The sequence below is a fragment of the Thiomicrospira microaerophila genome (genome assembly GCF_023278225.1).
Taxonomy (GTDB): Bacteria; Pseudomonadota; Gammaproteobacteria; order Thiomicrospirales; family Thiomicrospiraceae; genus Thiomicrospira; species Thiomicrospira microaerophila_A.
In genome coordinates this window covers 2,431,479-2,443,288 of the sequence record NZ_CP070959.1, presented here as the reverse complement: position 1 = coordinate 2,443,288, position 11,810 = coordinate 2,431,479, and the positions used below count along the sequence as shown (strand labels likewise).

Annotated in this window: 11 protein-coding genes; 2 read left to right on the top strand and 9 right to left on the bottom strand. The window is 44.3% G+C overall.

Annotated features, from left to right (window positions below; genetic code table 11):
- Window positions 1-266: 266 nt before the first annotated feature.
- The 4 genes from JX580_RS11895 to rpmH form a co-directional block, all read right to left on the bottom strand.
- The gene (locus JX580_RS11895; RefSeq protein WP_248850756.1) at window positions 267-1,055 is read right to left on the bottom strand and encodes a sulfite exporter TauE/SafE family protein; all 789 of its coding nucleotides are present in this window, start codon (window positions 1,053-1,055) and stop codon (window positions 267-269) included.
- Between the two features lie 70 nt (window positions 1,056-1,125).
- Window positions 1,126-2,811, bottom strand: a complete 1,686-nt coding sequence (gene yidC / locus JX580_RS11890) for a membrane protein insertase YidC (protein WP_248850755.1) — start codon at window positions 2,809-2,811, stop codon at window positions 1,126-1,128.
- A gap of 2 nt (window positions 2,812-2,813) precedes the next feature.
- Window positions 2,814-3,245, bottom strand: coding sequence for a ribonuclease P protein component (gene rnpA / locus JX580_RS11885; protein ID WP_248850754.1), 432 nt, complete (start codon window positions 3,243-3,245; stop codon window positions 2,814-2,816).
- A gap of 7 nt (window positions 3,246-3,252) precedes the next feature.
- Window positions 3,253-3,387, bottom strand: a complete 135-nt coding sequence (gene rpmH, locus JX580_RS11880; protein ID WP_006460059.1) for a 50S ribosomal protein L34 — start codon at window positions 3,385-3,387, stop codon at window positions 3,253-3,255.
- A gap of 121 nt (window positions 3,388-3,508) precedes the next feature.
- On the opposite strand from rpmH, the gene recF reads away from it, so the two are divergent.
- On the top strand, window positions 3,509-4,621 hold the full coding sequence (recF, locus tag JX580_RS11875) for a DNA replication/repair protein RecF (protein ID WP_248850753.1): 1,113 nt from the start codon (window positions 3,509-3,511) through the stop codon (window positions 4,619-4,621).
- A gap of 5 nt (window positions 4,622-4,626) precedes the next feature.
- On the opposite strand, the gene JX580_RS11870 is transcribed toward recF, so the two are convergent.
- Genes JX580_RS11870 through JX580_RS11855 form a run of 4 tightly spaced genes read right to left on the bottom strand, consistent with a single transcriptional unit; the run spans window position 4,627 to window position 7,070 of the window.
- The gene (locus tag JX580_RS11870; protein WP_248850752.1) at window positions 4,627-5,094 is read right to left on the bottom strand and encodes a hypothetical protein; all 468 of its coding nucleotides are present in this window, start codon (window positions 5,092-5,094) and stop codon (window positions 4,627-4,629) included.
- An 11-nt stretch (window positions 5,095-5,105) separates the two neighbouring features.
- Window positions 5,106-5,576, bottom strand: a complete 471-nt coding sequence (locus JX580_RS11865) for a FliG C-terminal domain-containing protein (RefSeq protein ID WP_248850751.1) — start codon at window positions 5,574-5,576, stop codon at window positions 5,106-5,108.
- On the bottom strand, window positions 5,577-6,302 hold the full coding sequence (locus JX580_RS11860; RefSeq protein WP_248850750.1) for an OmpA/MotB family protein: 726 nt from the start codon (window positions 6,300-6,302) through the stop codon (window positions 5,577-5,579).
- Window positions 6,303-6,311: 9 nt separating this feature from the next.
- Entirely contained in the window at window positions 6,312-7,070 is a 759-nt protein-coding gene (locus tag JX580_RS11855) for a motility protein A (RefSeq protein WP_248850749.1), read from the bottom strand.
- A gap of 287 nt (window positions 7,071-7,357) precedes the next feature.
- Here JX580_RS11855 and JX580_RS11850 point away from each other — a divergent pair, with 287 nt between their 5' ends.
- A complete protein-coding gene (locus JX580_RS11850) occupies window positions 7,358-9,514 on the top strand; it encodes a methyl-accepting chemotaxis protein (RefSeq protein ID WP_248850748.1) in 2,157 nt (718 codons plus the stop codon).
- 57 nt (window positions 9,515-9,571) lie between these two features.
- Here JX580_RS11850 and JX580_RS11845 read toward each other — a convergent pair whose 3' ends face one another.
- Complete coding sequence (locus JX580_RS11845; protein WP_248850747.1) at window positions 9,572-11,623, bottom strand: M3 family metallopeptidase; 2,052 nt, start codon at window positions 11,621-11,623, stop codon at window positions 9,572-9,574.
- Between the last annotated feature and the right edge of the window lie 187 nt (window positions 11,624-11,810).

The following is an 11,810-nucleotide window of genomic DNA, read 5'->3' as shown; positions in this document are numbered from 1 at the left end:
CACTGTGGATAAGTTATTAACTTTTTTAATAACTCATTGATTATAAAAAACTAAAATCAGTGAATAAAATTTTATAAATTAATTTTTTCTCCAAGCCTACCCTAACCCGAATATTTCACAAATTTGCACCGACATTGCTTGCTCCTTGATTCCACAAGAAATATTTTCTCAGTCGGCCGTAATCATGGATACGGCGCTTCTTCGAAAATTTCCTTGTGAAACCAATGCACTGCGCAATCTCAGCACAAATTCATGAAACATTCGGGCTAAAAAAACAACATTTTAACGCCCAAGATAATCAAAAGCACGGCAAAGGCTTTTTTCAACAGATCAACCGACGTGCGGTGCGCCAGTTTTGCGCCCCAATGCGCGGTAAACACGCTCATCGTCACAATCGCTAAAAACGCCGGCCAATAGACAAAACCGCTGGTGTAATCCGGCAGATCTTCCAGTTTAATTCCTGCCAACATGTAAGCTGCGGTGCCGGATAAGGCCACCGGCAAAGACAAAGCCGCTGAGGTGGCAATCGCTTGGTGGGCTTTGATATTGTGCCAAAGTAAATAAGGTGTGCTCAACGAACCGCCGCCAACACCTAATAACGAAGATAATCCCCCAATACCGGCACCAACGCTATTCTGCGCAAGCAGGCCTGGTAGTTGACGCTGTGGTGAAGGCTTACGGTTAGACAGTAATTGCCAAGCCACCAATAATTCCATCAGCCCAAACAACTTGGCCAGTATGGAGGTTGAAAAAAACTGTGCGCTCCAAGCACCTAAAAAAGCACCGAGCAGAACGCCAAGAATCATGGTTTTTAAAATATCCCAGCGCACCGCCTGATGACGATGGTGGGTATTCACCGATGACAAACTGGTCACCAAAATCGTTGCCAATGAGGTAGCAATCGCCATATGAACACTATACGGGCTATCTAGAAAAATCAAAAACGCTGTGCTTAAAATCGGTACCAACACCAAGCCGCCGCCAATGCCTAGCAACCCGGCCAACAATCCGGCAAACGCACCGGCGACCAGGTAAATTGCAATCTCAATAATCATTCGATCTCCTTAACAAAAAAAGCCACGAATTCACGTGGCTTTTTTTGAATGTTAAGCAAGCGCGTTCGGCTTACCTTTTGTTGGCTGCGGCCGCTTCCTTGGCATCCATTTTTTCGATTTTCTTCGTAATGTAATATTGCTGAGAAACCGAAAGAATGTTGTTCATTAACCAGTAAAGTACTAAACCAGCCGGGAACCACATAAAGAACAGCGTAAAGATAAACGGCAGTAGGCGCATCACCTTCTGCTGCATTTCATCCATCATCGCGGTTGGGTTCAACTTTTGTTGAATCCACATGGTTAAGCCCATCAAAATCGGCAATACAAAATACGGGTCTTTGGTTGAAAGATCTGTGATCCACAACATCCATTCCGCTTGGCGCATTTCGACCGAGTAGATGAGCACCCAGTAGAGCGCGATAAACACCGGCATTTGCACCAATATCGGTAAACAGCCACCCAGCGGATTGATCTTCTCTTCTTTATAGAGCTTCATCATCTTCTGTTGGAATAGCACCTTGTCATCGCCATAGTTCTCTTTAAGCTGTTTAAGCTTAGGCTGGAACTTGCGTAACTTAGCCATCGAATAATAACTCTTTGCCGACAACCAATAGAAGGCCAGCTTGATCAAAATCGTTAAAACAATAATCGACCAACCCCAGTTACCCACAATATTATTGATATGGTTCAATAACCAGAACAACGGCTCGGCCAAAATAGTGAACATGCCATAGTCAATCGTGCGCTCCAGGCCTGGTGCAATTTGCTTTAATACATTTTGCTCAGTCGGGCCAATATAAATTTGGCTGCTAATCAAACCGGTTTGACCTGGCGCAACCGTCACTGCCGGCTCAACGACACCAATTGCATAACGCCCCTGCTCAAGCTGACGGGCAAAATAACTGTTGGTGACATTTTGATTCGGCACGGCCGCGGTGACAAAATAATGCTGAATCATCGCCGCCCAACCGCCTTGAATCGGCATATTTTCTAGCGGTGATGTTTGAATGTCACTGAACGAAATTTTGTTGTATTTTTTGTCATCACTAAAGTGATTGTAATAAACCGGACCGGTATAGGTGTACATCATCATCGAGGAATAAGGATCATGCGCAGTGCGGACAAACTGTGAATACAAACTACCTGACCAGGCCTGGTCAGCCTGGTTGGTGACTTCAAATTCAACATCAATTAAGTACGAGCCACGGGTGAAGATATAGGTTTTGGTCACTTCAATGCCATTTTCTCGCCAAACCATCGGTACACGTAGCGTATCGCCTTCCATGCGGAATTCAGTCTGGGCTACTTCAAACACCGAACGATGCGTCGGTGCAGGCAACGCTGCATTCGCAGGTGTCGCAATACCGTTTTGATGATAATAAATCAGCGGCCCTTGATCACCCATTAGATGGAACGGTGTATTGCGATCACGCGGCATACCATGTAACGGGGTGCGTGCATCACGAATATCGCCACCCAGCGTGTCAATTTCAAGATGAAGCGTGTCGGTGTAAACACGAATACGTTGTTGTTGCGCCATCGCCGTCACCGCTTGCGGCACGTCAGAACCCGCTTGAGACGAGACAGTGCCCGCTTCTACCGGCATATTCGCCATCGGCACATCAGCAGGCCGATCAGCATGAATCGCAACTTGATTGGGGTCCACTGGCGGTGAAGCACTAAACTTCATCCATTGAAACCAAAGCCACATGGCGGTGAAGGCCAGGGCTATCCACCAAAATGCTCTCATATTCATGCTTATTCCTTAACGCTAGTCTGTTTTAAATCGCTATTGGCAATTTTGTTAATCAAATGAAAAAAACTTTTCGCGAGTGTCGGGTTATCAATGTCTTGCATCCCTCGACGTCCCAAAACAACAATATCATAACCGCATAAATGGTTTTTATGTAAACGAAATCCCTCACGTGCGATTCTTTTTACCCGATTTCGCCAAACGGCGCGCGATAATTGCTTTTTTGATATCGCCAAACCCAGACGCCCTTCGGACAAAGGATTCGCACGAACAATCAATGTCCAATGGCGGTTAGCAAACTTTTCGGCTTGGGCAAAAACAAATTGGAAATCGTTGGGAGTCAATAAACGGAGGGATTTGGGGAAATCATATCGGGGCAACCTATGTGGCGGTTGCTCCGAGGGTAACGCTTGAGCGGTTAGCGGATCAAAACTCATCTCACTGCTATACAGTTAAACGAGCACGACCTTTTGCACGACGTGCAGCAAGTACTTTACGACCATTTTTGGTCGCCATACGAGCACGGAAACCGTGATTACGCTTGCGTTTGATTACGCTTGGTTGAAATGTACGTTTCATGTCTAAATACCTATTTCATTTCGATCGAAAAAAGAGAACAGCGAATATTAATGCCTTTGTCTTTAAAACGCAAGTAAATTGTTAAAATTTGCAATATCTGTTGGGTTTTTAGCATGTTAAAATGCTTTTTTATTCAAACTTACAGAGTTCAATGGCACACCTCCAAACCCTTCAGTTGCATCAATTTCGTAATATTCACCAAGCTGAACTTCATTTTGGCCCTGGACTGAATCTATTAGTCGGTGATAATGCAGCAGGAAAAACGTCTGTCATTGAATCCCTGTGGTTACTCGCGTCTGGCCGATCTTTTAGAAGCCACAAACCACAGCAGTTAATCGAACTTGAGCAGAAACAATTGGTTTTGTTTTGCGAGGTAATGCAGCACGACCGACACTACAAGCTGGGTTTACAACGTGACCATCAAGGCTTAACGCTAAAAATTAACGCTGAAAAACAACCCAGTCAATCTGAATTTGCTCGCCACCTACCGATTCAACTTTTGACACCGGAAAGCCATCGACTTTTAGAAGAAGGTCCGAAAGCCCGACGCCAATTCCTAGATTGGGGCTGCTTTTATCATTATCCAGAGTTTATGCCTAACTGGCGACACTATAGCCGTGCTTTAAAGCAGCGCAACATGAATCTAAAAAATCCGGAAAATCGACGGGATGCTGCGATATGGAATCCAATAATGATTGAGGCTGGACACAGCATTAATCAACTCAGACAACGCTATCTTAAAGAGATAACGCCCTATATTTTAGCTTTTTGCGAAAGACTAATGCCTGAACTCCATACCCAAGCAGAATTCCAATTCTACCCTGGCTGGCCAGCAACAAAACCGGATTTTGCAAACCTACTCCATGATAATCTCCAACGTGATATTCAGTTGGGTTTTACTCAGTACGGCTGTCATCGTGCGGATATTAAGATAAAGATTAACAAAAATGAGCCACTTATTGGCTTATCACGTGGTCAGCAAAAGCTTTTTGTTTGTGCGCTTTTACTAGCGCAGGCGCGTTTTTTAGCAGAGCAAACGCAAGACTCAGTGATTATGTTGATTGATGACCTGCCTGCCGAGCTCGATCTCAGCCATCGAATCAATCTGTTAAAGCTGCTAGACGAACTAAAAATTCAACACCTGATCACCACCACCGCATTAGATCTGATTCCCAACCCAAATGAATGTCGTGCGTTTCAAATCCATCAAGGGGTTATTAAGCCGATCAACTAGCCTTGCTAAAAATCGTCTTCCGCCCGAATTTTCTTGCGCATTTGGATCGCTTTTTTTAGGCTTGGAATAATAAACTGATCCATCTGATTAAGTGCTTTTTTAACAGTAATCTTCTGGTAAAGCTGGATGTCTTCTTCCAGCTCTTTTCTTTTTATTTTTGGCAGATTACTCATTATTTTATCGCGCACCTTCCCGGTGTTATCAATCTTGCACAAAATCACTTTTTGGATAGACGTTAACTCGGTAAGCATAAATTGAATGGCCGGGTTTTCAATATCGACCATCTTCATCACAATTTTTCGATGGGCTTCCAAGCTTCGCTCCAAAGCCGCTTCATCTTCAGGGGTAAGCTGTTTTAAACGATAATCCATCTGATCAACCAACGCATTCGCGGCAGCCATCTCAAGGGTCAAAATAACAAACCCCGCTTCAACTAAAAAATGGTCATCTTTTCGCTTTACTTTAATATCCATACTTGTCTGACCTATAAATACGCTGATGATTCATAATGAAATTCAATGAGACCCATATCCTCAAGCTCATACACTAAGCGTATTAACCTCACTAATGCGTGTTTTTGATCAACTTTCTCGGGCAAGCTCAATGTTTTAATATCTTCAAGCATCTGTTTCTCTTGAGCCTGTCCCATATTGCGCAATACACTGCGCTTCAAATCCTCGTCTTGCAACAGTGCGAGCCAAATTCTTAAATCGGTTTTATCCACTCGGCTTAAAAATTGAGGCCAATCGTTTTGGCAAATAAACTTCAACTTCAATGCCATTTTTAAATAGCTTTTAATCACCGCATCCTGATCCTGACCAGAGGATCTTAAGCTATGTTTTAAGCTAATGCGCATTAAATGAGTTGTAAACCTGTCCAGCCTTAAAATGGCATTACCCATCTGCAGCAACCATTCATTGTCATTAACTTTTTGCATTCCGATTTTCATAGACATCTACTTTTCTTCTAAAGAAATAATAATTTCAACCCGTCGATCTTTTGCGTAGTTTGCGAAATCCCCGAGGGTAGAAATCGGCATCGAGTCTGCACGGCCTTCGACTTTAAGATTTTCAGCCTTCACAAAGCCCAAGTCTAACAAATATTCACCGACTGAAGCAGCACGAGAAGCCGACAAATCCCAGTTAGTTCTAAAACGACGGCTTCCGGTAAGAGGAACACGGTCGGTATGGCCCCTGACCAAAACCTTGGCATTATCAATATCGCGAACCGGAAACATCCTTCTTAACTCAACGCGAAACTCAGGCAAAAGATCAGCGCTACCTGAACGAAACAAGGCTTCACCTTCAAAGGTTAATTGCACCGTTTGCTCATCAGGATTTATATCGACCTGAACATTCTCTTGTTGCTCATAAATCTCTTGAATGGTTTCTGCCATCTGCTCGAATTTTTCATTTTCTTCATGATCATTTTCAACCGGAGAGTCAGGATGCATTTCAATAATCGTTTTACCATCAAACTCAAATATACCACTCTTTGCATCACCAAACACACTTTGCAAGGAGGTGGCAACCTCTTGAAACTTATGATCCTCAATCGAACTCATTGCATAAAGCAACGCAAAAAACGCCATTAACAAACTCATTAGGTCGGCAAAGGTTACCATCCATCCAGGCGCGCCCTTTTTGCAAGGCTTAGCCGGTGGGCATTTATTCTCACTCATAAGTGAACCTTAAACCTCTGGCAACTTATAAAAATCATGCGTTAGATAAGGCTTCACCGCCTCACGCATAATCATCGGCGATTCACCATTTTTAATATACATTAAACAAATCGCAATCATTTCACGTTCATGCACCGTCACCGCTTGCCATGAAGAAATCTTTTCAGCCATAGGTATAAAAGCAGCATTGGCAACAATAGCGCCATAGAGGGTGGTTAACAAAGCAACTGCAAGTGAGGGGCCGATAGTCGAAGGGTCATCTAGGTTACCCAACATTAAAATAAGACCGATGACCGTACCAATCATTCCAAAAGCAGGTGCAGCATCGGCGAGTGCATCCAATACCGCTTTGCCTCGCTGCGCTTGGTTAATCACGTTTTGAATCTGATCTGAAAGGTAACGTTCCAGCGCTTTGGCATCCGGTGCGGCCAACATATAAGCTAGGCCATCGTCATAAAAATCATTGCCGGACGACTGGCCTTCAATCGAAATCAAACCCTCTTTACGGGTTTTCTTGAGCAACTCCTCGGTCGTATCCACAAGTTGGTTCAGATCAGAAATATCTTTTCGACCCTTGGAAGCCAACATTGCGGTTTTAAAGCCTTTACCAACGTCCTTGGGCGGAAACTTTGCAATCGTTGCGGCAGCCGTTCCACCAATAACAATTAAAAACGAGGGTACATCGATAAATGCCCCCAAACCCCCACCGATGATCATGGCAAGAATAATGAAAACAAAGGCTAAGGTGATGCCAACAAACATGAACATATTAGATTAAATCCGTATTTAAATATCTGGTAAGTATAAAAAGTATAATATCAAGCCATGCACTTTTCATCCATCATGAGTGATTTTATAGAAAACCAGAAAAAAAGTGTAGCTAGTTGAATCAAGCACTTATAATTTAACTCAAACCTAGCCTAGCCCCGTTTGCCAAAACCTAAATTTATGCTTAAATAAGGCTAGATACCTAAAATTGAAAATAAAGCTCAATCCTAAGTAAACAAAAAAAGAACTTCATTACACTCAAAAACAGAAACACCGGAGCTGCTATCATGACCCCCCATTCAAATGAATATGAATTACCAGATGACCTGGTCATTCTTTCCACGGCTGACTTACAAGGCAATATTATTGATTACAACAAGGGGTTTCGTGAAGCCTCTGGCTATACAGACGAAGAGCTCAAGGGCAAACCGCATAATATATTACGCCACCCAGACATGCCAAAAGAAGCCTTTAAAGACTTTTGGCAGACCATTCAATCAGGCCGCCCTTGGTATGGCATGGTTAAAAACAAGCGCAAAAACGGCCAATACTATTGGGTCGCTGCCAATGCCAGCCCGATTATAGAAAAGGGAAAAATTACCGGCTATCTATCGGTTCGTTATCCGGCAACGCAAGAACAAAAGCAAAGCGCTGAAAAACTTTATAAAGCGGTTAAAGATGGTAGCACTCCCTTTCCTTGGACACGCACAGAATCCAAAGCATTCAACTTTATCAAAACTTTTCTGCCGATTTCTGCGACCTTATTGGGTGCCACCTTGCTATGGGTTCAAACAGGGCTTAATCCTATTTCAATATTTGCAGGCTTCTTAACTTTTATTTCAGCTAGCTATCTCCTTTACAGCTCGATCAAGGCCAATGCTATCTCTGATGAACTTAGCCGTGGTATTGAAAACCTAGCCAATGGGTACTTTAAAGAACGGATTCAAAAAAACGATGACTGGGGGTTTGCACTTAATATGGTGCGATCGCGAGTTGCAGAACAAGCAGCTCGCAACTATGATGCCCTTAAGGCTTCCCACGTACTCAATGCCGCCCTTAATTCAGCCAGTACCGGGATTATGGTAACCGATGTTCAATTTGATATTCAGAATATTAACCAATCACTTAAGACCATGCTGCAACGCAATCAGACGAAGTTGACTCAACTTGTGCCTGAGTTTAATCCAGATCAACTAATTGATCATAGCCTACTCGACATCACCCCCTTCTTTAGCAAGTATCACTCAGAATGGCGCAGCCTATCCGCACCCTGGACAGAAGAAGCTGATCTTGGCAACTTGGTATTGAAACTGACTCTGGTACCGATTGTTCATGATGCTAAACATCTGGGGTATGTGATTGAATGGTTAGACCGAACGGCTGAAGCCAAAGTGACCCAACAAATTGCAGAGGTGATTGAAGGGATGACTGAAGGTCGTTTTGATCGTCGAGTCGAATACCATGCTGAGGGCGCACTGAATAATATCAAGCAAGACGTTAATGCCGCCGTCGAGGTGACTCAGCAGGCGATTGAAGCCTATGCAACCACAATCCATGCCCTAGCCCAAGGAGACTTAACTCAACTTTGCGAACAATCATTCCAAGGCGAGTTAGATGAACTTAAACAAGCCATTAACCAAAGTATCAGTAAAATGCAAACCGTGGTCAGCGCCGCGATTGATGCTGCAGAACTGGTAAGCTCAGCCGCTTCTGAAGTCGCTGACGGTGCTAATCAACTCAGTGAAAGCGTCCAACAGCAGGCGGCGGCTCTAGAGCAAACCTCGGCAACCATGAGCGAAATGAATGCCGCCGTGCAGCAGAACACCGAAAACACACAAAATACCGCGCAGCTTGCAACCCAAGTACAACAGGAACTTAATCAAAGTTCTCAGGTCATGCAGCAAACGATTAGAGCGATGAATGAAATTCAAGCTTCTAGCAGCCAGATTGCTGAGATTGTTACCCTAATCGACAGTATTGCATTCCAAACCAATCTGCTTGCGTTGAATGCTGCAGTCGAAGCCGCGCGTGCCGGTGAGCATGGACGAGGCTTTGCCGTGGTCGCCAGTGAAGTGCGCGCCTTAGCGCAAAAATCCGCTGACGCGGCTAAAGACATTAACCATCTTATTAGCACCAGTGTTGAACGGATCAATGAAGGAACTCAACTCGCGTCAAAATCAAACGACGCGCTGACACAGATTAATCAATCGATTGACGATGTCAGTAAAATGATCTACCAAATCGCTCAAGCTTCTAAAGAGCAAGCCGAAGGGATTCACCAGGTGCATCAGGCGATTGCAGATATTGATGGGGTAACCCAACAAAATGCGGCCTTAGTTGAACAAACCTCTGCTGCGGCAGAAAGCATGTTGTCACAAGCGAATACGCTTAAAAATGACATGGCGTTTTTTAAAACGGAAACACAAACAAAGCGCTTAAATTAAATCTAGTCGGATTTAATTCCCAGAACCAGGCCTGGTTCTGGGAAAACACCATTTTAGTTAGGCTGCGTTAGGCTGATCACTAATTCCACAATGACGCAACAACGCATCAATCTGGGGTTCGCGCCCTCTAAATGCCTTAAACAATACCATCGGATCTACCGAACCGCCCGCCGCTAAAATCGTGTTTTTAAATTTAAACCCGGTTTGTTGGTTTAGCACACCGGTTTCCTCAAACAAGCTGAAAGCATCCGCCGATAACACTTCCGCCCATTTGTAACTGAAATAACCCGCTGCATACCCACCAGCAAAGATGTGACTAAAGCTATGGGCAAATCGCTGATAGCTCGGCGGAATAACCACCGCAACTTCATCGCGAACTCGAGCCATCAAGTCAGCTAAGGCCTCTGGGTTGGTTGCATCATATTCGGCGTGCAATAAAAAGTCGAAAAGCGAGAACTCCAGTTGACGTGCCAACATCATTGCTGATTGGAAATGACGGCTTTGTTTAAGCGAATCAAACAAATCATCAGGCAATGTTTGACCTGTTTCAATATGCGCGGAAATTAAATCCAACCCCTCGCGCTCCCAACAGAAGTTTTCCATAAACTGTGAAGGCAATTCAACCGCATCCCAAGGCACACCGGCAATCCCTGAAATATTTAAATGCTCCATTTCGGTCAACATATGATGTAAACCATGACCAAATTCATGGAATAACGTGGTGACTTCGTCATGCGACAAGCAGGCCTGCTTATCGCCGATCGGCGGTGTAAAATTGCAAACTAAATACGCCACAGGCAAATGCAAATCACCCTGAGGATGTCGCCAACGACTCTGCACCACATCCATCCATGCACCGCCGCGTTTATTCTCGCGTGCGTACAAATCCAGATAGAACCCGGCAATTACCTCACCCGCTGGATTATGTAACTCATAAAACCTGACCTCATCATGCCAAACTGAAACCCCGGTTTTTTGCGCGACCTTAACCCCAAACAACTGTTCAACAATCTTAAACATGCCACTCAAGGTATGATCAACCGGAAAATAAGGTTTAAGCTGTTCTTGCGACAAACTAAGGCTTGCTTGCTTGAGCTTCTCGCTGGCATAGGTGATGTCCCAGGGCTGTAAATCCGTCAGGCCTAACTCGGCAGCAGCAAAGGCTTTTAAACTGTCCAGCTCAGACTGCGCTTGGGGTTTCGCCTTGCCTGCAAGATCACGCAAAAAACCAATCACCTGATCGGTGGTCTCCACCATTTTGGTTGCAATCGAATAATCGGCATAACTGCTAAAGCCCAATAAAGAGGCTTTCTGTTGACGTAACTGACGAATTTCTTCAATTAACCCACTATTGTCAAATTCTTTGAATTCACTCTGTTCGGAAGCCCGGGTAGCAAAGGCTCGATAAACCTCTTCGCGCAAACTGCGATCATCCGCATGGGTCATCACCGCCAAATAACTCGGAAAATCTAAAGTAATACGCCAACCTTCCATTTGTTTTTGTTGCGCATACTGGGCGAGCAGACCCATCGCTGATTCCGGCAGACCCGTTAAACGTGCCGAATCAGTAATCTGCTTTGACCAGGCCTGGGTGGCCTTTAACACATGATTGCCAAACTGGCTGGATAGTTGCGACAATCTTTGGCTAATACGTTTAAACTCAGCCTGCTGCTCACTCGGCAAGTCTATCCCTGATAAGCGGAAATCTCGCAAGGCGTTATCAACTACCTTTTTTTGTGCCAGATTGAGCGCTTGATAGGCTTCACTGTTTGCCAAGCCATCAAAACGCGCAAACAAGCCTGCGTTCTGACCTAGCTCGGTGTAATACTCTGTTACTTTTTGCATTGAGCTATCGTAAGCGGTATGCCAGTCATCGCTATTACGCACGGAGTCTAAATGGCCAATCGGGCCCCAAACCCGCTCAAACTGCTGGTCGATTTTTTCCAAGGGTTCGACTAGATTGTACCAACTCGGTAAAGCATCACAATTCAGTATCTCGGCTAAAGCACCTCGGCTGCTAGCAAGTAAATCATCCACCACAGCTTCAATCTGGCTTGCATCCAGCGCATTAAAATCCGGTAATTGGTTTTTTAGAAAAGCGATGTCCATCCACGGTCTCTCTCTTTATCAAAATGAAAGATTGATTATAACCCACTCAGGCTAAACTAAAAGCCCAGCCCCTTAAGCCAAATAAAATGGCTTAGTTTCATAATTTCGCATAAATACGATAATAAAATTAACCTTTAAAAGGTTATTTGGTAAACTGATTTCCATTATTTTGCTTAACTTGTGGTCT

What these genes read in the sequence shown, in the direction of transcription:
- rpmH (WP_006460059.1), bottom strand. Translation starts at nt 3,387, where the DNA reads ATGAAACGTACATTTCAACCAAGCGTAATCAAACGCAAGCGTAATCAC.
- JX580_RS11870 (WP_248850752.1), bottom strand. Translation starts at nt 5,094, where the DNA reads ATGGATATTAAAGTAAAGCGAAAAGATGACCATTTTTTAGTTGAAGCG.
- JX580_RS11860 (WP_248850750.1), bottom strand. Translation starts at nt 6,302, where the DNA reads ATGAGTGAGAATAAATGCCCACCGGCTAAGCCTTGCAAAAAGGGCGCG.
- JX580_RS11895 (WP_248850756.1), bottom strand. Translation starts at nt 1,055, where the DNA reads ATGATTATTGAGATTGCAATTTACCTGGTCGCCGGTGCGTTTGCCGGA.
- JX580_RS11850 (WP_248850748.1), top strand. Translation starts at nt 7,358, where the DNA reads ATGACCCCCCATTCAAATGAATATGAATTACCAGATGACCTGGTCATT.
- JX580_RS11855 (WP_248850749.1), bottom strand. Translation starts at nt 7,070, where the DNA reads ATGTTCATGTTTGTTGGCATCACCTTAGCCTTTGTTTTCATTATTCTT.
- JX580_RS11845 (WP_248850747.1), bottom strand. Translation starts at nt 11,623, where the DNA reads ATGGACATCGCTTTTCTAAAAAACCAATTACCGGATTTTAATGCGCTG.
- JX580_RS11865 (WP_248850751.1), bottom strand. Translation starts at nt 5,576, where the DNA reads ATGTCTATGAAAATCGGAATGCAAAAAGTTAATGACAATGAATGGTTG.
- rnpA (WP_248850754.1), bottom strand. Translation starts at nt 3,245, where the DNA reads ATGAGTTTTGATCCGCTAACCGCTCAAGCGTTACCCTCGGAGCAACCG.
- yidC (WP_248850755.1), bottom strand. Translation starts at nt 2,811, where the DNA reads ATGAATATGAGAGCATTTTGGTGGATAGCCCTGGCCTTCACCGCCATG.
- recF (WP_248850753.1), top strand. Translation starts at nt 3,509, where the DNA reads ATGCTTTTTTATTCAAACTTACAGAGTTCAATGGCACACCTCCAAACC.